The sequence below is a fragment of the Burkholderiaceae bacterium DAT-1 genome, from assembly GCA_019084025.1.
GTDB lineage: Bacteria > Pseudomonadota > Gammaproteobacteria > Burkholderiales > Chitinimonadaceae > DAT-1.
Window position 1 is genome coordinate 464296 of the sequence record JAHRBI010000005.1, and the last position, 19127, is coordinate 483422.

The following is a 19127-nucleotide window of genomic DNA, read 5'->3' on the forward strand; positions in this document are numbered from 1 at the left end:
TTAGAGGCAACTATCTAGCCGGAAATGTCTACAATGAGTGGTATCAGAGGGATATTTCCGGACACGTATCGTGCGCCACCTTGCAGCTTTTACGCTTCTGTCCTGCCTTGCCGGTGTGCCCAATCGCACACTGGCAGCGCCCCCTGCTCCGGACAACGCCCCGCTCACGCTCTATACGGGTGAGCTCCCCGCCCCGGAATTTGTTCCCCCCAGACTAAAGGAAGAGTTTGCGCGCTCGACCAATCTCCTGCAGCGCACCTTTAATGAGCAAGGCATTCCTTTTACGATGGTCAGGACGGATTGGTCACGCGCACTCAATCGCACCCGCCGCGAAGCAAACGCCTGCCTGTTTAGTGCTGCCCGCCTGCCAGAGCGTGAGCCATGGTTTGTCTGGATTGGCCCCATCGAGTATTCATACGATGATGTATTCGGCCATGCAGGCTCACCGCCCCTGCGCAGCCTGGATGAGTTGCGAGATGCCACAGTGTGCGCACTCATGGACGATGCGCCCGGTAGACAGCTTACCGCGCTAGGCTACCGGGTCGCCTGGTCATCCTCACTGGATACCTGTGTTTTAAATGTGGCGCGCGGCATGTCGCAATACTGGGTCACCGACCGGAATTTCGGTGAGATCGCGATTCGCAAGCTCAAGCTGGAGAATGAGGTGGTTTCAGTGATGCAACTGGCCAAAAAGCCACTGTATCTGGCATGCAATCCAGCCGTACCTAAAGAGACACTCGCCCGGATTCGCAAGGGATTGAATCTGCCCAACCATTAAGCGAGATAAACTGAATGGCGTCCCCGACAGGAATCGAACCTGTAACGGCCCCTTAGGAGGGGGCTGTTATATCCATTTAACTACGGAGACACACGATCAAACAGGCGGGCATTGTAGCAATTTTACATCGCCTCGACCACCTCAAATCACTGGCCTTGCCAGTGCTGGAAGGCAGCATTCATCTGCCTGCAATCCAATGTCATTCTCCAGATAAATGACTCACTAGTCATTCATTCGATCATTTTTACCAAAACAGGCTGACAATTACGATATATTAGGACGGATGAACATACCTTGATGCCAAGCCAACCCTTGGCGCACAAGGATCACGCAGAACCGTGATCATCTACTCGATGCTGGAAACTCGCCTGATATGTTGAACCTGCTGATCAAAAAAACCGACAAAGGCCACGAGGAAATCGCTACGCGCGCCTATCGCCTCAGTATTCGTCAGCGACAAGCACTGATACTGCTCGATGCAGGTACGTCTGTTGCCGATCTGGCGACGCTGTGGGGCTCGGAAGTACTTGCTTACCAAGTGGCTGGAGAATTGCTGGATGACGGCTTCATCTCGGTTGATGTGCCCTACGATGTGCCCATGCCAATGTTTGAATAAGGCCACACCGTCAGTGAGGCTGCGCCTCCGACCATTGATTCAGGAGATCTCGCGGTAATTCGCGAATCGCACGAATTTCCCGAAAGAGTGCGCCTGCCTCGGCATATTGCTGGCGCATATAGCCCAGCCATTGCTTCACCCGCCCTGTTGCACCTTCGACCGACTGCAGCTTGAGCGCTTCGTCGTGAAACACCACCAGCCAGGGCAGAAGGGCCGGCCAGGGCATCGCGCCCTGCAAATGACCTTGTGCCGCCAATTTGGCGCGCAAAGCAAGATCCGGACTGGCAACCAATCCGCGCCCCAGCATCACGTCTTCGCAGCCACTCTCTTTCTGGCAGGCCTGAAAATCTTCAACCGTCCAGATTTCGCCATTGGCAATCACATGCGCTGATTTCACCACTTCACGGATGTGCGCAATCCAGTACCAGTGCGCAGGCGGTTTGTAGCCATCTACCTTGGTGCGGGCGTGTACGACAATCTCTGCCGAGCCGCCGGTATCCAGTGCGCGCGCACAGTCCAGCGCCAGCGAGGTATCTTCATAGCCGAGCCGCATCTTGCTGGTGACCGGAATATGGGCGGGCACAGCCGCACGTACACTGCGGACGATTTCGTATAACAGATCAGGCTCTTTCAGCAAGACTGCACCACCACGATGCTGATTGACGCCTTTGGCGGGACAGCCAAAATTGAGATCAATCACCGGCGCGCCCAGTTCGGCTGCACGCGCGGCGTTCTCAGCTAGACATTGAGGATCAGATCCGAGCAACTGCAGCCGCAGGGGTACGCCTGACGCCGTCTTCCAGTCCGTATGGGCTTCCGGTGCATAGCGATGGAATACCTTGGCAGGCAGGAGCGACGAGGTCACACGCACGAACTCGGTGACACACCAGTCGATACCGCCCATCGAGGTCAGCACATGGCGCAATGGGGCATCCACCAGCCCTTCCATCGGTGCAAGCGCAATGCGCATTCCGTCCTCCGCAGACATCTACACGAAAAGCGGCGGAGTGTACCCCGCTTTCATCTTTGCGCCCAGCGCGCACTGATAAAGGGATGGCTCGGGTTACTGGCGTGCGCTGCGAATATTCTGCGGTGCAGGGCCGGTGAAATTGGTGCGGAAGGGATTGATATCCAGACCACCCCGACGCGTATATCGCGCATATACCGACAGTGCACGCGGGTCGCAGTAACGCTGCAGATCCATAAAAATGCGCTCGACACATTGTTCATGAAACTCATTGTGCTGCCGGAATGAGATCAGGTATCGCAGGAGCGATTCACGATCAATGGCGCGCCCACGATAGCGGATCTGCACCGAGGCCCAGTCGGGCTGGCCGGTGACCAGACAATTGGATTTCAGCAGATGCGACACGAGCGTTTCCTCGATCTCATCCTCATCCCCGGTCAGGCGCAGGATAGCCGGATCAAGCTGATAGTGGTCGACCTCGATATCTAGATTGTCGATGCAATAGCCTTCAAGTTCCTGCAAACGCTGCTGAGCGAAAGACTCAACCGGATACAGATGTACACCTACTCGCCCACCCGCCGCGGCTGACAGGTCGGTTTCCAGACGGGTCTGCAGTTCTTCGATAGAAGTGATACGGGTCTGATTGAAACTGTTCAGGTAGAGTTTGAACGATTTGGATTCGATGATATTCGGGGTGTCTGCGGGCACCACGAAGGCAGCAATCGCCACCACGGGTTTGCCGCGCAAATTCAGCCATGATAGCTCATATCCATTCCAGAAGTCCGAGCCGAAGAAGGGCGGGACGGACGGCACGCCGATTTCGTCGCGCTTGACCTTGCGCGGAATGGGAAATAACAGCGCCGGATCATACTCCGTTACGTAAGTGCTTGTTTTTCCGAGTGGTGAATGTTCCGGTTGCATAAATGACTCGCCCTTCTGTGAAGCTTTTATTGTACCGCCAAGCGGTAATCCGCTGAAAGCCGCAGCCACATGCGGTTTCACATATTTGTCATGATTTACTCATCAAAGTGAAGGATGCGCAGTGCACTTTGATTGACGATATTGATATCAGGTAGACCTGAAAAGCATCCGGTTTCAGGTGAGTTTTTTGTATACATTTATTGATTGAAAGCACCATCATGCTCGTCGCCACACTTTTAATTACATGCCTTCTGATTGCACTTGTCGTCTGGTTCATGCTGCGCAAACCCGCACCGCCGGTGCGCGAAGCCTGGCTGGAACTGGCGGACGAGAGCGAAGCACAAGCGCAGCTCTGCTTGCTGAATCGCTTCGATCTGCCACGGGATGCCCGTTGATGCAGGGTTATCATGGAGGGCGGGCAGAAACACCGATACAATCGGTGCTTTTGCCTGTCCGTCAATGTCTGCCATCCACATTCCCTACCGGCCGCTGATCTGGCAGGCCGGCCACCGCGCGCTCAGCGAAATTCGCGACAACGGGCTACGTCCCGAACGCATCGGCCTGATTCCCGGCGCTGCAGGCGGCCCGAAAGCACTCTGCCTCTCCCATCTTGACCAAACGCTCTTTGGTACTTACCTCGCCCAATCGCCACGGCACCGCCATCTGATCGGCAGCTCGATTGGCGGCTGGCGCATGGCATGTGTCATGCAGTCAAATCCTGCAGAAGCGCTAGCTACACTGGCTGAAGTCTATACCGCACAAGCGTATCCACCCAAGGTCACGCCCGACGCAGTGGCACAAAAAGGCATGGAAATGCTGCGGGCGGTCATGCAAACGTCACCTGAAGATTGGCTCGCCAACCCTCACTACAGCCTGACTGTCACCACCGTGCGGGCGCGCGGCCCATTCCTTGCATCCGAACATCCTGCACTGCAACTGACCGGCATCATCGGCGTGGCGGCGGCCAATGTACTGTCGCGCAATCTCTATGCAAAAGGCTGGGAGCGCGTCTGGTTCAGCAGCGGCCAGCCGATGCCGGCACCCCTGCAAGCAGACTTCCCCACACGCACCGTACAGATGACCTCCGACAATGCCCTGCCTGCACTCATGGCGACAGGTGCCATTCCGCTTGTCGTCAGCGGGGTAGATAATCCATCGGGTGCGCCAGCGGGTCGCTATCGCGATGGTGGTTTGCTGGACTACCACCTCGACCTACCCTACCCCGCACTCGACGATCTGGTGCTATATCCGCACTTTTACGGCCAGATCAAACCGGGCTGGTTCGATAAGTCCCTTTCCTGGCGTCAAGCTCATCGGCTCGATAATGTGCTGATGCTGAGCCCCTCGCCGGAATTTGTCGCGCGTCTGCCGTACGGAAAAATCCCGGACCGTAACGATTTCAAGACATTGGACGATGCCACCCGGCAGCGCTACTGGCAGACTGTGATCGCAGAAAGCCAGCGTCTGGCGGATGATTTCAACGAACACGTCAGTCGTGGCGACCTGCATACGCTGATTCAACCCTTCAAGGCCGTCTGACCATGCCCAAGCTTGTCTTTTTACCGCAGCCCAGTCTCCCCGGCGTGATCGATCGTCCGCGCGAAGATCGCCGCGTGCAGGGCAATCCCGAGCGCACAACCTTCAATCACTACGACAGCCCGGACAAGATGGTCAGCGCCGGTATCTGGCAATGCCAGCCCGGTAAATGGCGCATTCAGTTTGCTGCCGACAAGGAAGAGTTTTTCGCCGTGCTGGCGGGACGTGTACGGGTTGCCGACGCACAGGATCAGGGACACGAGGTCGGTCCCGGCGAGGCACTGGTGATTCCGGCCGGCTTCACGGGCAGCTTCGAGGTGATCGAAGCCGTCCGTAAATACTATGTGATCGTGGATCGCTCGGCGCGTGTTGCCAGCTGATTATCCGCCTGCTGGCAGCGCTGCTGCCAGCGTCTTCTTCGCCAGCAGCAAGTCTTCCCACGCCTTGATCTTGTCGGTGGGATTACGCAGCAGATAGGCCGGGTGATAGCTGACGATCACCGGAATCGATTTGTATTGATGCACGCGACCGCGCAAACTGGCTATGCTGGCCTCTGACCCGAGCAAGGTCTGTACCGCAAAGCGGCCCACTGCAAAGATGATCTTCGGCTTCACCAGTTCGATCTGGCGCAGCAAATAGCCCTGACAGCGCGCCATTTCATCCGGTTCGGGGTTGCGATTTCGCGGCGGGCGGCATTTCAGCACATTGGCGATGCACACATTATCTGCACGGCTGTGACCGACGCTAGCCAGCATCGCATCCAGCAACTTGCCTGCGCGTCCTACAAATGGTTCGCCCAGCCTGTCCTCATCAGCCCCCGGTGCTTCGCCCACCACCATCCAGTCTGCAGTGGCAACACCTGCCGCGAACACGGTCTGCGTGCGGGTCTTGCACAGATCGCAAGCAGTACACTCACGCACAGCCGCTTCCAGTGCAGACCAATCCATCGTGGCAATTTGCGCATCCACCACCTTGCGGGCGACCACTTCGATCGCCTGTGGCGCTGAAGCAGGCTGCATAACCGACAGCGTATCTTTCAGATGATGCGAATGTTTCGGTGCTTCCGGCATGGCATGAGGTGCCATCGGCGTGTGCATGCTGGTCAATGCTTCGCGCGCCGGATGGGATGCCACTAGCGCCGCATGCTCAGCTTGCTCGACGGACTCCCACTCGTCGAGGACGTCACGGCGCACCCACATCGGCAGGAGGTCTAGCTCTTCCATGATCAAGCCGAGACGATTCATCAGCGCGCCCCTTCATCCAGCGTCAGCGCCATCAGAATGGCGTCTTCGCGGCCATCGGGCGTCGCCTCGGTGATTGGCGCACGATAATAGCCGCGACGCTTGCCCACTTCCTGAAAGCCCAATCGCTTGTACAGTTGTCGCGCAACCTTATTGGCGATACGCACTTCCAGATGCATCACCGCCATCCCCGACTCACTCGCAGCATCAATCACTTCTTGGACCAGCAGCTTTCCCCAGCCCTTGCCTTGATGCGCAGGTGCGATCCCGACTTCCAGCAAGGTGGCTTCGTCCAGTACCTGCATCGCTACGGCAAATCCGCAGATTTCGCCATTCACGTCCACTACCCAGGATGGATGCTGGCTTTGCAGCGATTCAAGAAACTGTGCTGCATTCCAGGGGTGGTATTGCAAGGCCGCTTCGATCGTAGCAACGGCAGGTACATCTGCCGGGGTCATGGCGCGAATGATCATCCGGCTTTCCTGAGTGCAGCTTGTTCAGTAGCGGTCAACGCGACCTTGTTGCGGATATAGAGCAGTTCGAGCTTCTCTGGCGCATACGCTTGGCCAGCGGCAAACACGGGTCTAGCCAGCGCCAGCAATCCGCGCGCATTGGGGAAAACATCCGGCAAGGTCTGGATCAGCGTGGCGCCGTAGCGATTCGCCAGCGCCTCACCTTGCACCTTGAAGCCACTACCCGCACCGACCCAGTTACCCGGAGGCAGATCAGGCAGTGCATCAGGTTTCACCACGCACGTGTGTAGCACCTCTTTCAGCACATCCCCTTCCCGGACAAATCCGGCAAGATACAGCTCACCCATCCGCGCATCATTGACGGCCAAAATGCGCTCACCCTCGACGGAGGCTGCCATGGAGGCCAGTGAATTCACACCGACAACCGGCTTGCCAAGTCCAAAGGCCAGCCCTTGCACGATACCGCAGCCGATTCGCAAGCCGGTAAACGATCCCGGCCCGACCGAGAATGCAATGCCATCAATCGCGGCCAGCGGGATACCAGCGTTTGCACACAGGGTCTGAACGGTGGGTAGCGTCAGCTCGGCATGCAGCTGTCCGGCCAGGACTTCATGCACATGCAGTTGCCCCTTCGCTTCAAGCGCGATAGATAGAAATTCGGTAGAAGTATCAATTGCCAGCAGATTCATGGGCGGCGCACGTTAAGATTTGCCACATTCTACCATGTGCCGACTCGCATCCGATCCCTCCCCTTAGCCGCACACTTGATCATCATTCAAATTAATTGAATAAAGCACTCTGAAAGTTTCGCTTTCACCTAGCGAATGAATACGCGAAGATGCATGCAATCCAATTTGCAACAACCTGAAGGAGCACGATGATGTCCCGTAACCGCACACTCGAAGGTCTCGTACGTGGTATGCCTACTAGCGATGGGGCAGGCGTCAAGCTAACACGTGTTCTCACACAGAACCTGCAGCGCAGGCTCGATCCCTTCCTGATGCTGGATTATTTTCATTCGGATGATCCGAACGACTATATTGCAGGATTCCCGGAACACCCGCATCGTGGCTTTGAAACTGTCACCTATATGCTGGCCGGACGCATGCGCCATCGCGACAGCGCCGGTAACGAAGGTCTGCTAGGGCCGGGCGGCGTGCAATGGATGACCGCAGGCAAGGGCATTCAGCACTCAGAAATGCCTGAGCAGGAAGCCGGACTGATGCAGGGTTTTCAACTGTGGCTGAATCTGCCTGGCAAGAACAAGCTGGCCCAGCCCGATTATCAGGATATTCAGGGTAATGCGATTCCGGAAACCCATCCCGCAGATGGCGTCAAAGTACGGGTGATTGCCGGTGAAGCCTTTGGCGTAACGGGCGCCAAGACGCGCCCGGACACCGAGCCGCTGTTCCTGGACGCTCATCTGCAGGCAGGCAAATCCATTACGCTGGAAGTACCCGAATCGCACAACGCCTTCCTGTACGTCTGGAAAGGTGAGGTTAAGGTTGCGGGCAACAGCATCCCGACTGCACACATGGGCGTACTGCATAATGATGGCGATTCGGTCACCATCGAAGCGGTGGGCGATGTTGGCATCCTACTGATTGCCGGTAAGCCGCTGAACGAGCCCATCGTGCAATGGGGCCCGTTTGTGATGAACACCCGCGCCGAAATCGAAACGGCGATTGAAGACTATCGCAACGGGCGGATTGCCGTCGCCTGATCCAGTCCGGCAATCAGCTTCATCAATGAGCGCACGTGTACGGGCAACTCCCCCGCCCGTACACAGGCAACCAGCTGGCGCACCGCCCAAGGCTCGTCAATATTGCGGGTTTTAAGGCCGAGCGCCAGCGCGTAATCGTCCGCCACCGTGCGCGGCACCACCGCCACCCCCACCCCGCCGGCCACCAGTTGCACCATGGCGTTGAAGCTGGAGGCATCCGCACGCACATCCAGCTTGACGCCGGCTAGCTGCGTGACCCGATCTAGATAGCGGCGAAAGCCCATCCCCGACTCCAGCGTAACAAACGCATGCTCGCATATGCGCTTCAAACACACGCGCTCGTCGTTTAGCAATGGATGATCGGGCGGCAGCAGCAACACCAGATGATCCCGATAGCACGGCATCAGGAATAGATCCGGGGCGGCATAATCCCCATCAATCAAGCCGACATCAATACTGCCGTCGCGCACACCTTCGATGATTTTCCGGCTGATGGATTCGCGCATATGCACACGAATATCCGGGTTTTCCCGCACATAGCGGCCAACCAAATTCGGCAGCAAGCCGCTGCTGCCGGTGGTATTGCTATAAATCGTCAAAACGCGGGGCTGTTCGCTGGATAAGGACTCCATTGCATGCTGCGCGTCTCTGGCTGCGCGCAAGATGCCGCGTGCATGTTCGAGAAACAATGTCCCGGCCGATGTCAGATGCACACCGCTGTGCGTGCGCTCGAACAGCTGCACACCCATTCGGTCTTCCAATTGGCGAATTCGCGCACTCGCAGCCGATAACGCCAGCGGAAAGGCGGCCGCAGCAGCAGACAAGGACCCCATTTCGGCCACCTCGACAAACAGCCTCACGTCGACCAGATCAAATCGCACACCCTTCGCCATAGACGAAACCCTTTACGCCAATCAGGCATTTTCTGATGCCAGCATCTTAGCCAGAATACGATTTCGTTGCATACAGCTTCAGGAGAAACCGGATGAGCACCAGCACAGTCTTCGCAAAATCAGAAGGACACTGGTTCGAAGATGGCCGCATATTGGCCATGCTGTCGGCAGCTGGCTTTTCGCTGAAATCCATTTTCATCAAGCTGGCCTACGCAGGCGGACAGGTCGATGCCATTTCGCTACTCGCCATCCGCATGTCCATCTCCCTGCCCGCCTTTATCTGGCTGGCGCGGGCGGGTACCCGAACCAATCCACTGACGCGCCGCGAATGGCTTGCACTCGCCCTGCTGGGCTTGTTCGGCTATTACCTGTCCAGTCTCTTCGATTTCATGGGGCTGCTGTATATCTCGGCCGGGCTGGAACGCCTGATCCTGTTTACCTATCCCTCGCTGGTGGTGCTGATGGAAGCGGTTTTGCATCGCAAACCCGTTGGCCGACATACCCTGTTTGCGCTGGTGGTCATTTATTGCGGACTGATCGCCGCCTTCTGGCACGATCTGCATCAAAGCAAAGATACGGCTGCCGTCATCACGGGTTCACTGTGGGTGCTCGCGTCCAGCGTCACCTTCTCGATTTATTATCTGGGCACCGGCCGCTTTGTAAAACAGATTGGCTCAACCCGTCTGGCCGGATTCGCGGGGGCATTTGCATCAGGCTACGTGCTCGCGCACTACTTCAGCCAGCGCACACCTACCGACCTGCTGGCCGTACCGGTCAATGTCTGGGGCTGGGGACTGACGCTGGCGATTGTCTCAACGGTGCTGCCGATCTGGCTGGCCGCCAAGGCCGTATCCAAACTCGGCGCGGGTTATACCGCCACCATCGGTACCCTCGGGCCGGGCATGACGATTGTGCTGGGCTGGATCATTCTCAACGAGCCCTTCTCGCTCCTGCAGCTGCTTGGCATGTCGCTGGTGATTGGCGGCGTGGTGTGGATGGGCAAAAAGAAGTAAGCGCGGCACTCAGATCCGTTCCAGCAACCATCCCTGCAAAGCCAGGCTCCGCCAGAAACACAGGCGGGGCCTTAATCCAACCGACTCCATCAGCGCATACCAGCGCCCTTCCGACAGGGGATACACCGAGTCGGCCAGCCGCGCAAAGTCCTGTTCCACGCGATCCGGCCGATCTGACACAGCATCCTGCTGCTTACGCCAGACTTGCATCTGCAACTGGAAGTCAGCGTCATCACGCTGCCCCATCAATTCTGACATCAGCACACACCCACCGGGCCGTACACGCTGAGCCAAGCCCTGCCAGAAATGCGCCCTCGGGCCATTGTCGGCAATAAAATGGCTGACCAGCAGCGCCGTTGCCGCATCTGCCTGCATCTCGGGCACGGCATCGATATCGCCGTGAAACAGCTCCACTGGCGATTCGCCCGACAGTGTTGCTACACGTTCCCGCGCCACGCTGATCATCGCCCCCGCAGGATCAAACCCCGACAATCGCCACGCAGGCGACACGCCACGATAGCGCAGCAACTCCTCACCCGTCCCGCACCCTGCTACCAGCACATGTGCATACGCAGGCAATTGCGTTGCCAGCACCTGCGCCGAAAGTTCGTGCAATACGTCGTAACCCGGAATCAGCCCACGGATTTTGCTGTCGTAGGCAGAGACATGGCGTGTGTCGTAATGGACGCCGGGCGGAGTGGGTTGGGTGGTGGTCATGGTGATGAAAGGAAAGGTTGTTAAAAGAACATGAATCCGTGCAAATTACATAAATTGTGATAGATGAAATGCTCTGGCTACATCTCACCATGGAGTAATTTATTCCATCATGCCCTTGCTGAAGGCTTATCAGTATGATGCAATTTCAGTTGCTAGCTCCAATAATTACCGTCAGTTTAATATGAAATTTTCTATTCCAGTTTTTGCGCGACTACTAACTTCCTTCTTCTCTCAAGCTGCTCAGGCACAGCCGGGTGGATCTCGTCAGGACTTAGAGGGAATGTTTGCCAACATATCCCAAAACACAGCATGGAACATGTCAAAGGATATGCTTTGGGGCTATTTCTTTACAAATCCTACCAGTGAAAAGCTTGAGCTCGTAGCAAAAGATCTTGAGCAAAAAGGGTATCGAATTGTTGATATTTATTTATCCGATAAGGAAAATCCGTCTTCCCCAGATCTTTGGTGGCTTCATGTCGAACGAATCGAGACCCACTCAGTTGATAGCCTTTTAAAGCGAAACGCTGATCTTGCCCAATATGCCATTGCTCATCATTTAGGTTCTTACGATGGAATGGATGTTGGGCCTGTGAATGGTACTAACAAATAGTACGATCAGTGAGGTGAAGCCACCAAAGCTTTCCCAATCCCCCGAAAAAACAAAACGGGCCGACTTCCGCCGGCCCCAATCCACTCACCAGAAGCACCTACAAAAACCTTGCCAGCCTAGCCGTGCCGCTTATCCAGCTTGCACTCAAAGGTATGCGTCACATTACCCTCGGTATTCACCGACTCCAGCCTTACCGTAAAGCCCCATAGCCGCGCAACATGCTTCAGCACCTCCTGCGTATTGTCGGCCAGCGGACGGCGGTTATGCTGGAAATGCCGCAGCGTCATCGACCGATCGCCGCGCGTGGCCACATCCCACACCTGAATATTGGGCTCGCGATTGCTCAGATTGTACTGATCCGCCAGCTTGGCGCGGATATCGCGATAGCCCTGATCATCATGGATCGCAGAAATCTGCAGCTTGGCCTCCGAATCATCATCCTTGACCGCAAACAGCCGGAAATCACGAATCAACTTGGGTGATAGAAACTGAGCGATAAAACTTTCATCTTTGAAATTTTTCATCGCAAAGGTTAGCGTTGTTTTCCAGTCGCTCCCCGCAATATCCGGAAACCATTCGCGATCTTCCTCGGTCGGGTTTTCGCAAATCCGCCGCAAGTCGGAATACATGGCGAATCCCAGTGCGTAGGGATTGATGCCTGAATACCATTTACTCGTCACCGGCGGCTGATACACCACGTTGGTATGCGAGTGCAGGAACTCCATCATGAAGCCCTCGGTCACCAGTCCTTCCTCGTACATCTGGTTGAGGATGGTGTAGTGCCAGAACGTCGCCCAGCCCTCGTTCATCACCTGCGTTTGGCGCTGCGGGTAAAAATACTGGGCGATCTTGCGCACAATCCGGATTAACTCGCGCTGCCACGGCTCAAGCAGCGGCGCAAATTTCTCGATGAAATAGAGCAGATTTTCCTGCGGTTCTTCCGGAAAGCGCCGCCGCTCGATCTTTTCTTCTTCTTCCACCCGTTTGGGCAAGGTGCGCCAGATATCGTTGAACTGCCGCTGGATGTACTCTTCCCGATCCAGATGGCGCTGCCGCTCTTCCTCGGCCGATAACCGCTGTGGCCGCTTGTAGCGATCCACGCCATAGCTCATCAGCGCATGGCAGCTATCCAGCAACTCCTCAACCGAATCAATCCCGTAGCGTGCCTCACACTGGTTGATGTAATTCTTGGCGAATACCAGATAGTCGACAATCGCCGAGGCATCCGTCCAGGTGCGGAACAGGTAGTTCCCCTTGAAAAAGGAGTTATGTCCGAACGAAGCATGGGCAATCACCAGTGCCTGCATGGTGATGGAATTTTCTTCCATCAGGTAGGCAATACAGGGATTGGAATTGATCACAATCTCGTAAGCCAGCCCCATCTGCCCGCGCTTGTAGCCTTTTTCAGTCTGCAGGAAATGCTTGCCGTAGCTCCAGTGGTTGTACATCACCGGCATGCCGACAGAGGCATACGCATCCATCATCTGCTCGGCCGTGATGATTTCCAGCTGGTTCGGGTAGTAGTCCAGCCCGAATGCCTTGGCGATCCGCTCGATCTCCTTGTAATACGTATCGATCAGCTCGAACGTCCATTCCGAGCCCGTCGACAGCGGCTTGCGCTTTTTCGCGCGCTTTGCCCGAGGCTTGCTTTCCTTGGGCGACTCAACCACCGGTAGAGGTTCCATGTCGCTCATGAGTGCACCGCACTTTTCTTGAAGAGATCCCGGAATACCGGATAGATATCAGCAGGCGTCTGAATCTTGCGCATGGCAAAGTGCGCACACGCCTCACTCACCCGCTCGTATTCCATCCACAGATTCTGTGGTTCCCCTTCGGTAATTTCGATATAGGCGTAGTACTGCACGGCCGGCAGGATGTGATCGAGCAGAATTTGACGGCAGCTCACCGAATCACTATCCCAGTTATCGCCGTCCGACGCCTGCGCGATATAGATGTTCCAGTCATCCGGCGAATAACGTTCGCTAATGATCTCATCCACCAGCTTCAGCGCCGAACTCACCACCGTGCCGCCGGTATCTCGCGCATGGAAAAAATCATGCTCGTTCACTTCCGACGCCTGCGTGTGATGGCGCACAAACACCACCTGAATCTTCTCGTAGGCACGTGTCAGAAAGAGATACAGGAGGATGAAGAAACGCTTGGCTGTATCTTTCTTCTGCTCATCCATCGAACCCGACACATCCATCACGCAAAACATCACCGCCTGCGTATGCGGCTTGGGAATTTTCACCCGATTCGAATAGCGCAGATCGAACGGATCGATATAGGGAATCGCATTGATCCGGGTTTTGAGATGACGGATCTCTTCCTGCAGTGCCAGCACCTCGGGATCGTCCTGATCATGCGTCTCCAGTAGCACATCCAGCTCTTCGCGCGCTTCATTCAGGCGTGCCATCGGCGCGGCACCTAGCGCAATCCGCCGGCCTAAAGCGCCTTTCAAGGAGCGCACAACGTCGATATTGGATGGATTACCTTCCGAGCTATGCCCTGCCCGAACATGCTGAAATGCCTGCATGGATTTCAGCTGGGTTTTAACCAGATTCGGCAGTTCCAGATCATCAAAGAAATAGTTGAGGAACTCCTCGCGGCTGAGCTCGAAAGTAAAGTCATCTTCCCCTTCACCATCCTGAGAAGCCTTGCCACTGCCGCTGCCACCACCGCCCCCGCCTTGCGGACGATCGAACTCGTCGCCGCGCAGATAGTCCTGGTTGCCCGGATGCACTCGTTCATTTACGCCGCCATGGGTGTGTCCGAATACCGGCTCCGAGACATCCTTCACCGGAATCGACACTTTCTCGCCGTTTTCGATATCGGTAATCGAACGGCCCTTGATGGCTTTGGCGACAGCTTGCTTGATTTGGCCTTTATACCGGCGCAGGAACCGTTCGCGATTGATCGCGGACTTGTTCTTGCCGTTCAGGCGCCTGTCGATCAGCTGAGTCATGATCACATACTCCTCCCCGGGCATGCACCGCAGCGCATACCCGGCTATTCGCGACGTGGATCAGGACGACTTTCTGACACGCAAATACCAGTCACACAGCAATCTGACCTGTTTGGCGGTATACCCCTTGCTTACCATGCGATTGACGAAGTCTTCGTGCTTGCGGGCATCCTCGGCACTGGCCTTGGTATTGAACGACACCACTGGCAGCAGTTCTTCGGTATTCGAGAACATCTTCTTCTCGATCACGGTCCGCAGCTTCTCATAGCTGGTCCAGACCGGATTCTTGCCGGCATTATTGGCGCGCGCACGCAGCACAAAGTTGACGATCTCGTTGCGGAAATCCTTCGGATTCGAGATGCCGGCAGGCTTCTCGATCTTTTCCAGCTCATTATTGAGCGAAGTACGATCGAAGCTCTCCCCTGTATCCGGGTCACGGTATTCCTGATCCTGAATCCAGAAATCGGCAAAGGTCACATAACGATCAAAGATATTCTGGCCGTACTCGGAATAGCTCTCCAGATAGGCCGTCTGAATTTCCTTGCCGATAAACTCCACATAGCGCTGAGCCAGATATTCCTTGATATAGGCGAGGTAGCGCTGTTCGCTCTCGGGCGAGAACTGCTCCCGCTCGATCTGCTGCTCCAGTACGTACAAGAGGTGTACCGGATTGGCCGCGACTTCCGAGTGATCAAAATTGAACACTTTGGACAGAATTTTGAACGCCCACCGTGTCGACAGGCCATCCATGCCTTCATCCACGCCCGCGAAATCACGATATTCCTGAATCGATTTCGCCTTCGGATCGGTATCTTTCAGATTCTCGCCGTCATACACCTGCATCTTCGAATACACACTCGAATTTTCCGGGTCTTTCAGACGGGACAATACCGAGAACTGCGCCATCATCTTCAGGGTGCCCGGGGCACATGGTGAGTTCGCCAGAGAAGAATGGCGAATCAACTTATCGTAAATGCGCACCTCATCGGACACCCGCAGACAATACGGCACCTTCACGATGTAAATCCGGTCAAGGAAGGCCTCGTTGTTCTTATTGTTTTTGAACTGTTTCCATTCGGATTCGTTCGAGTGCGCCAGTACAATTCCCTCATACGGAATCGCACCAAAGCCCTCCGTCCCCTTGAAATTGCCTTCCTGAGTGGCAGTCAGCAGCGGGTGGAGCACCTTGAGCGGCGCTTTAAACATTTCTACGAATTCCAGCAGACCTTGATTCGCCAGACACAATCCACCGGAATAGCTATATGCATCCGGATCATCCTGCGAATATTTTTCCAGTTTGCGGATATCTACCTTACCCGTGAGCGAGGAAATATCCTGATTATTTTCATCACCCGGTTCAGTCTTGCTGATGGCAATCTGACGCAGAATCGACGGATAGCGTTTTACCACGCGAAACTTGTCGATATCGCCGTTGTACTCCTGCAGCCGCTTCACCGCCCACGGGCTTGGGATACATTTCAGATAACGCGACGGAATACCATATTCTTCTTCCAGAATCGGCCCATCTTCAATCGAGCTGAACAAGCCAAGTGGCGACTCATTTACCGGACTACCCTTGATCGAGTAGAACGGTACGCGCTCCATCAATTCCTTCAGCTTTTCAGCAATGGATGACTTACCGCCACCAACCGGCCCCAGCAAATAAAGAATCTGTTTCTTCTCTTCCAGACCCTGCGCAGCGTGTCTGAAATAAGCGACAACCTGTTCGATGACTTCCTCAGCCCCGAAAAACTCACGAAATGCCGGGTAGACGCGAATCAGCTTGTTCGCAAAAATCCGGCTCAGTCGCGAATCTGTTCGCGTATCAATCAACTCCGGATCGCCAATGGCCAGCAGCATCCGCTCCGCAGCCGTCGCATAGGCGCTGCGATCCCGCTTACACAGCTCGAGATATTCTCTCAAGCTCATTTCCTCTTCCCGAGTCTTGTCATAGCGTGCGCTGACGTTGGCAAAGATATCCATAGTGAGTCTCCTGAAACGGACGAACGTCTTCTAATGCTTGTATGGGAAAGGATAAACGGCACGCATGCGTGTCAGTGACGCTCCCCCTTTTATTGGTATAGCACAGCGCCCGCACCTGTCACTGCCGAGATGAATCGTTACCGAGGGACTTGCCACAAACCGCAAGTTCCACTACGATTCGGGTGAACAATTGTTCACTCCTTTGCATGAGGGATGCATGAGCGAATCAGACAAAGACGCCGACTATCTGGCGCGACTTCAAGACTACTATAGCGACAACCGCAGCCTGCCTTCCTATGCCCGCATGGGAGAGCTGCTCGGTTTTGCCTCAAAGTCAGCCGTTTCCAAATTACTAGCGCGACTCCAGCAACAGGGATTTCTGGAGCGCGTTCCAGATGGTCAGTGGATCCCGACAGACCAATTCTTCTCTCGCGCCCTGTCTACGCAGCCCGTTCCAGCCGGTATGCCTATATCGGCACGAGATGTGGGAAATGACAGTTTTGCAATCGACCAGTACCTCATCGAACATCCGTCATTGACCGTACTCGTACCGGTCAAAGGCGACTCGATGATTGAGGCAGGTATTCATGCGGGCGATATTGCAGTCATCGAGCGTCGTCACCATGCCAACCCGGGTGACATTGTGATTGCGATTGTCGATGAAGAGTTCACACTCAAGCGGCTAGCCAAAGAAGCCGGAAAATTCGTGCTCAAGCCCGAAAATCCAGCCTATCCGATCATCCGGCCACAAGGTACGCTCGAAATATTTGGCGTGATGGTCGGACTCGTGCGCAAGGTAAAACATTAAGCACGATTGCTACACAAAAACAAAATGGCCCATTCAATGGGCCATTTTTGTCGAGTGCATGCTGCATTCGTATTGGTAGCGCGTTTATCACGCTCCTGCAGGTAGAAATTCTGGCCCCTGACAGGATAGCAACCCGGAACGTCCGGGGATTTCAGTGTCAATCACCTGATGGTAGGGCAATGCCGCAAGGTTCAACGACTCAAACATCGTGCGAGTCGATACAAGCGTGTAACCTTGTTCTTTCCACCCCGATAATAGCGCATCAAACACACCAATCAGTTTTCCGCCTTCAAGTTCAGCATGCAGGGTAAATACATGGCCATACTCTGGTGCACTCCGCGTTTGCCCCAGTAGATATTGAGCAACATTGTGCTCAGTCAGCCCATTCACACCAATAAGTTCATCTAGCGTCGGGAGCGTACTCGGTAATTGCGGACAGCGAACTAGCTCACCCTGAACAACGGGCCAAAATGGATGGGTGCCACGACAATCCGAACTGTATTGCATACCCAGTCGCTGTTCTTCACGATATGCGGTGCGATTCATTTGCCAGCCCGCAGCACCATGTGTCAGCGGCGTTTGCTCACCAAAGATTACGCGGAAGCGCTTAACCGCTTTATCCATTTCCGCGCGGGTCCATGCGCTATCGGCCGTCATCACGCCATCCTGCCATTTCACGTGATCCCAGCAATGAATCCCAACCTCATGCTTCTGCGCTTGCACTTCCCGCATCACATTAAAACAGCGGTTACCAATATCCGGGCCCGGTAGCAATGTGCCATATAGCAGCGTTTTGATTCCGTAATGCGAAGTCACGCTCGTACGACGTACCTTCTTCAGAAATCCCGGTCGAAATACACGTTTCAAAGCTCGACCAGTATGATCTGGTCCCAGGCTGAACAGGAACGTCGCCTCTGCTCCGTGTTTGCGCAAAAGCTCGAGCAAACGTGGCACACCTTCCTGAGTTCCTTTCAAGGTATCCACATCGATCTTTAGCGCTAAATGCATGATTACTCCGGGGAAAAACAGAACAGCAAAAGGCGGAATTGTTACGTGATTACCTACTTAAAGCAAGTAGAGAAGATGAATGCCACGGATGTATAAACTCAAATGCTTAGGCGTGGGAGGCGAGATGGGTTAAATAAGACTTAAATGCGTCGAGACCATCCGGCCACTCGCCATATCCAGCAGCTGTATTGATGTGCCCCGCCTCAGGCAAGACCTCGAAAGAGCATCCCCATGCATGCGCAAATGCAAGCGCCCTTTCTTCCCTGCAAAATGGATCATTACTACTGGCGACCAGATGTGCAGAAAAAGGCAGCTTCCCCATTGGAATAGGTGCAAAAGTGGCAAGCACTTCCGGTACCTGATCACGCTCTACATCGGCAGGTGCCACCAACCACGCTCCCCGAATGTTTCTTGCGATATCAGGAAACCGTCGCACGACGTGCGCGAGATTAATACAACCCAGACTATGGCAAAGCACTACCACGGGCTCATGAGCGGTAGAAATCGCCCTTACCAGACCATCAGCCCAAGAATCAGGATGTGGCACAGCCCAATCCGCCTGCTGTACCCGTATTGCCCCTAATGCATTCTGCCAGGTACTTTGCCAATGTTCTGGGCCGGAATCATGCCAGCCGGGATGGACGATAATTTTCATGAACCCAGTCTAACAGACACGGTGATCATCACAAATGAGTATAAAGCATGATCAAATGGCGGATGGTTTGCTTTATATCTCGCCGGTACATGCCCAAACGCAAAAACCCCGACCAGTTTCCTGATCGGGGTTTGCATACATCTAACGATGTTGTGGAGCCTGGCGGTGACCTACGTTCACACGGGAACCCGCACTATCATCGGCGCAGCTTCGTTTCACG

21 protein-coding genes and 1 tRNA gene are annotated in these 19127 nt (G+C 55.1%); 9 read left to right on the forward strand and 13 right to left on the reverse strand.

The genetic code is table 11. From position 1 onward, the window contains the following. The first annotated feature begins 70 nt into the window (after positions 1 to 70). Positions 71 to 778, forward strand: coding sequence for a hypothetical protein (locus KSF73_13080; protein MBV1776644.1), 708 nt, complete (start codon positions 71 to 73; stop codon positions 776 to 778). A 15-nt stretch (positions 779 to 793) separates the two neighbouring features. Here the strand turns inward: KSF73_13080 and KSF73_13085 are convergent. After that, positions 794 to 868 (reverse strand) — tRNA-Arg (locus tag KSF73_13085). A 283-nt stretch (positions 869 to 1151) separates the two neighbouring features. Between KSF73_13085 and KSF73_13090 the strand changes: the two genes are divergently transcribed. Next, positions 1152 to 1394 (forward strand): hypothetical protein, encoded by a 243-nt coding sequence (locus tag KSF73_13090; GenBank protein MBV1776645.1) that lies wholly within the window; start codon positions 1152 to 1154, stop codon positions 1392 to 1394. A 10-nt stretch (positions 1395 to 1404) separates the two neighbouring features. On the opposite strand, the gene KSF73_13095 is transcribed toward KSF73_13090, so the two are convergent. Both KSF73_13095 and queF read right to left on the reverse strand, forming a co-directional pair. Continuing rightward, on the reverse strand, positions 1405 to 2364 hold the full coding sequence (locus tag KSF73_13095; GenBank protein MBV1776646.1) for a tRNA-dihydrouridine synthase: 960 nt from the start codon (positions 2362 to 2364) through the stop codon (positions 1405 to 1407). A gap of 93 nt (positions 2365 to 2457) precedes the next feature. Continuing rightward, a complete protein-coding gene (gene queF, locus KSF73_13100; protein MBV1776647.1) occupies positions 2458 to 3282 on the reverse strand; it encodes an NADPH-dependent 7-cyano-7-deazaguanine reductase QueF in 825 nt (274 codons plus the stop codon). A gap of 218 nt (positions 3283 to 3500) precedes the next feature. On the opposite strand from queF, the gene KSF73_13105 reads away from it, so the two are divergent. The 3 genes from KSF73_13105 (at position 3501) to KSF73_13115 (ending at position 5198) form a co-directional block, all read left to right on the forward strand. Next, entirely contained in the window at positions 3501 to 3677 is a 177-nt protein-coding gene (locus KSF73_13105; GenBank protein MBV1776648.1) for a hypothetical protein, read from the forward strand. Between the two features lie 64 nt (positions 3678 to 3741). Then, positions 3742 to 4821, forward strand: coding sequence for a hypothetical protein (locus tag KSF73_13110; GenBank protein MBV1776649.1), 1080 nt, complete (start codon positions 3742 to 3744; stop codon positions 4819 to 4821). A gap of 2 nt (positions 4822 to 4823) precedes the next feature. Continuing rightward, positions 4824 to 5198, forward strand: a complete 375-nt coding sequence (locus KSF73_13115; protein MBV1776650.1) for a DUF861 domain-containing protein — start codon at positions 4824 to 4826, stop codon at positions 5196 to 5198. Here the strand turns inward: KSF73_13115 and KSF73_13120 are convergent, their stop codons facing one another. Genes KSF73_13120 through tsaB form a run of 3 tightly spaced genes read right to left on the reverse strand, consistent with a single transcriptional unit; the run spans position 5199 to position 7221 of the window. Beyond that, positions 5199 to 6062 carry a uracil-DNA glycosylase gene (locus KSF73_13120; GenBank protein MBV1776651.1) on the reverse strand — a complete coding sequence of 288 codons (864 nt, stop codon included), beginning with the start codon at positions 6060 to 6062 and terminating at the stop codon, positions 5199 to 5201. Next, positions 6062 to 6532 carry a ribosomal protein S18-alanine N-acetyltransferase gene (rimI, locus tag KSF73_13125; GenBank protein MBV1776652.1) on the reverse strand — a complete coding sequence of 157 codons (471 nt, stop codon included), beginning with the start codon at positions 6530 to 6532 and terminating at the stop codon, positions 6062 to 6064. The genes KSF73_13120 and rimI overlap by 1 nt, the downstream gene beginning before the upstream one ends. After that, positions 6529 to 7221, reverse strand: a complete 693-nt coding sequence (gene tsaB, locus KSF73_13130) for a tRNA (adenosine(37)-N6)-threonylcarbamoyltransferase complex dimerization subunit type 1 TsaB (GenBank protein ID MBV1776653.1) — start codon at positions 7219 to 7221, stop codon at positions 6529 to 6531. The genes rimI and tsaB overlap by 4 nt, the downstream gene beginning before the upstream one ends. Before the next feature lie 188 nt (positions 7222 to 7409). Between tsaB and KSF73_13135 the strand changes: the two genes are divergently transcribed. Beyond that, entirely contained in the window at positions 7410 to 8255 is an 846-nt protein-coding gene (locus KSF73_13135; GenBank protein ID MBV1776654.1) for a pirin family protein, read from the forward strand. Here the strand turns inward: KSF73_13135 and KSF73_13140 are convergent. After that, positions 8225 to 9148 carry a LysR family transcriptional regulator gene (locus tag KSF73_13140; protein MBV1776655.1) on the reverse strand — a complete coding sequence of 308 codons (924 nt, stop codon included), beginning with the start codon at positions 9146 to 9148 and terminating at the stop codon, positions 8225 to 8227. The two genes, KSF73_13135 and KSF73_13140, sit on opposite strands and share 31 nt — an antisense overlap. 92 nt (positions 9149 to 9240) lie before the next feature. On the opposite strand from KSF73_13140, the gene KSF73_13145 reads away from it, so the two are divergent. Beyond that, positions 9241 to 10161, forward strand: coding sequence for a DMT family transporter (locus KSF73_13145; GenBank protein MBV1776656.1), 921 nt, complete (start codon positions 9241 to 9243; stop codon positions 10159 to 10161). Positions 10162 to 10170: 9 nt separating this feature from the next. Here the strand turns inward: KSF73_13145 and KSF73_13150 are convergent, their stop codons facing one another. Further along, positions 10171 to 10878 carry a class I SAM-dependent methyltransferase gene (locus tag KSF73_13150; GenBank protein ID MBV1776657.1) on the reverse strand — a complete coding sequence of 236 codons (708 nt, stop codon included), beginning with the start codon at positions 10876 to 10878 and terminating at the stop codon, positions 10171 to 10173. A 181-nt stretch (positions 10879 to 11059) separates the two neighbouring features. Between KSF73_13150 and KSF73_13155 the strand changes: the two genes are divergently transcribed. Then, positions 11060 to 11488, forward strand: coding sequence for a ribonuclease E inhibitor RraB (locus tag KSF73_13155; protein MBV1776658.1), 429 nt, complete (start codon positions 11060 to 11062; stop codon positions 11486 to 11488). Positions 11489 to 11604: 116 nt separating this feature from the next. On the opposite strand, the gene KSF73_13160 is transcribed toward KSF73_13155, so the two are convergent. Genes KSF73_13160 through KSF73_13170 form a run of 3 tightly spaced genes read right to left on the reverse strand, consistent with a single transcriptional unit; the run spans position 11605 to position 16436 of the window. Beyond that, positions 11605 to 13182, reverse strand: a complete 1578-nt coding sequence (locus KSF73_13160) for a SpoVR family protein (GenBank protein MBV1776659.1) — start codon at positions 13180 to 13182, stop codon at positions 11605 to 11607. Continuing rightward, the gene (locus tag KSF73_13165; protein MBV1776660.1) at positions 13179 to 14453 is read right to left on the reverse strand and encodes a YeaH/YhbH family protein; all 1275 of its coding nucleotides are present in this window, start codon (positions 14451 to 14453) and stop codon (positions 13179 to 13181) included. The genes KSF73_13160 and KSF73_13165 overlap by 4 nt, the downstream gene beginning before the upstream one ends. Before the next feature lie 60 nt (positions 14454 to 14513). Next, positions 14514 to 16436, reverse strand: coding sequence for a PrkA family serine protein kinase (locus KSF73_13170; GenBank protein MBV1776661.1), 1923 nt, complete (start codon positions 16434 to 16436; stop codon positions 14514 to 14516). Between the two features lie 217 nt (positions 16437 to 16653). On the opposite strand from KSF73_13170, the gene KSF73_13175 reads away from it, so the two are divergent. Further along, positions 16654 to 17244 (forward strand): LexA family transcriptional regulator, encoded by a 591-nt coding sequence (locus KSF73_13175; GenBank protein ID MBV1776662.1) that lies wholly within the window; start codon positions 16654 to 16656, stop codon positions 17242 to 17244. An 87-nt stretch (positions 17245 to 17331) separates the two neighbouring features. Here the strand turns inward: KSF73_13175 and KSF73_13180 are convergent, their stop codons facing one another. Together KSF73_13180 and KSF73_13185 are read right to left on the reverse strand one after the other, a co-directional pair. Then, a complete protein-coding gene (locus KSF73_13180) occupies positions 17332 to 18255 on the reverse strand; it encodes a 4-deoxy-4-formamido-L-arabinose-phosphoundecaprenol deformylase (protein ID MBV1776663.1) in 924 nt (307 codons plus the stop codon). A gap of 103 nt (positions 18256 to 18358) precedes the next feature. Then, complete coding sequence (locus KSF73_13185; GenBank protein MBV1776664.1) at positions 18359 to 18907, reverse strand: alpha/beta hydrolase; 549 nt, start codon at positions 18905 to 18907, stop codon at positions 18359 to 18361. Between the last annotated feature and the right edge of the window lie 220 nt (positions 18908 to 19127).

Bases quoted from the DNA above. Each gene is read 5' to 3' on its own strand.
- KSF73_13165 (MBV1776660.1), bottom strand. From the start codon at position 14,453: ATGACTCAGCTGATCGACAGGCGCCTGAACGGCAAGAACAAGTCCGCG.
- KSF73_13105 (MBV1776648.1), top strand. From the start codon at position 3,501: ATGCTCGTCGCCACACTTTTAATTACATGCCTTCTGATTGCACTTGTC.
- KSF73_13140 (MBV1776655.1), bottom strand. From the start codon at position 9,148: ATGGCGAAGGGTGTGCGATTTGATCTGGTCGACGTGAGGCTGTTTGTC.
- KSF73_13115 (MBV1776650.1), top strand. From the start codon at position 4,824: ATGCCCAAGCTTGTCTTTTTACCGCAGCCCAGTCTCCCCGGCGTGATC.
- KSF73_13185 (MBV1776664.1), bottom strand. From the start codon at position 18,907: ATGAAAATTATCGTCCATCCCGGCTGGCATGATTCCGGCCCAGAACAT.
- KSF73_13120 (MBV1776651.1), bottom strand. From the start codon at position 6,062: ATGAATCGTCTCGGCTTGATCATGGAAGAGCTAGACCTCCTGCCGATG.
- KSF73_13155 (MBV1776658.1), top strand. From the start codon at position 11,060: ATGAAATTTTCTATTCCAGTTTTTGCGCGACTACTAACTTCCTTCTTC.
- KSF73_13095 (MBV1776646.1), bottom strand. From the start codon at position 2,364: ATGCGCATTGCGCTTGCACCGATGGAAGGGCTGGTGGATGCCCCATTG.
- tsaB (MBV1776653.1), bottom strand. From the start codon at position 7,221: ATGAATCTGCTGGCAATTGATACTTCTACCGAATTTCTATCTATCGCG.
- KSF73_13175 (MBV1776662.1), top strand. From the start codon at position 16,654: ATGAGCGAATCAGACAAAGACGCCGACTATCTGGCGCGACTTCAAGAC.
- rimI (MBV1776652.1), bottom strand. From the start codon at position 6,532: ATGATCATTCGCGCCATGACCCCGGCAGATGTACCTGCCGTTGCTACG.
- KSF73_13170 (MBV1776661.1), bottom strand. From the start codon at position 16,436: ATGGATATCTTTGCCAACGTCAGCGCACGCTATGACAAGACTCGGGAA.
- KSF73_13135 (MBV1776654.1), top strand. From the start codon at position 7,410: ATGATGTCCCGTAACCGCACACTCGAAGGTCTCGTACGTGGTATGCCT.
- KSF73_13145 (MBV1776656.1), top strand. From the start codon at position 9,241: ATGAGCACCAGCACAGTCTTCGCAAAATCAGAAGGACACTGGTTCGAA.
- KSF73_13090 (MBV1776645.1), top strand. From the start codon at position 1,152: ATGTTGAACCTGCTGATCAAAAAAACCGACAAAGGCCACGAGGAAATC.
- queF (MBV1776647.1), bottom strand. From the start codon at position 3,282: ATGCAACCGGAACATTCACCACTCGGAAAAACAAGCACTTACGTAACG.
- KSF73_13110 (MBV1776649.1), top strand. From the start codon at position 3,742: ATGTCTGCCATCCACATTCCCTACCGGCCGCTGATCTGGCAGGCCGGC.
- KSF73_13160 (MBV1776659.1), bottom strand. From the start codon at position 13,182: ATGAGCGACATGGAACCTCTACCGGTGGTTGAGTCGCCCAAGGAAAGC.
- KSF73_13150 (MBV1776657.1), bottom strand. From the start codon at position 10,878: ATGACCACCACCCAACCCACTCCGCCCGGCGTCCATTACGACACACGC.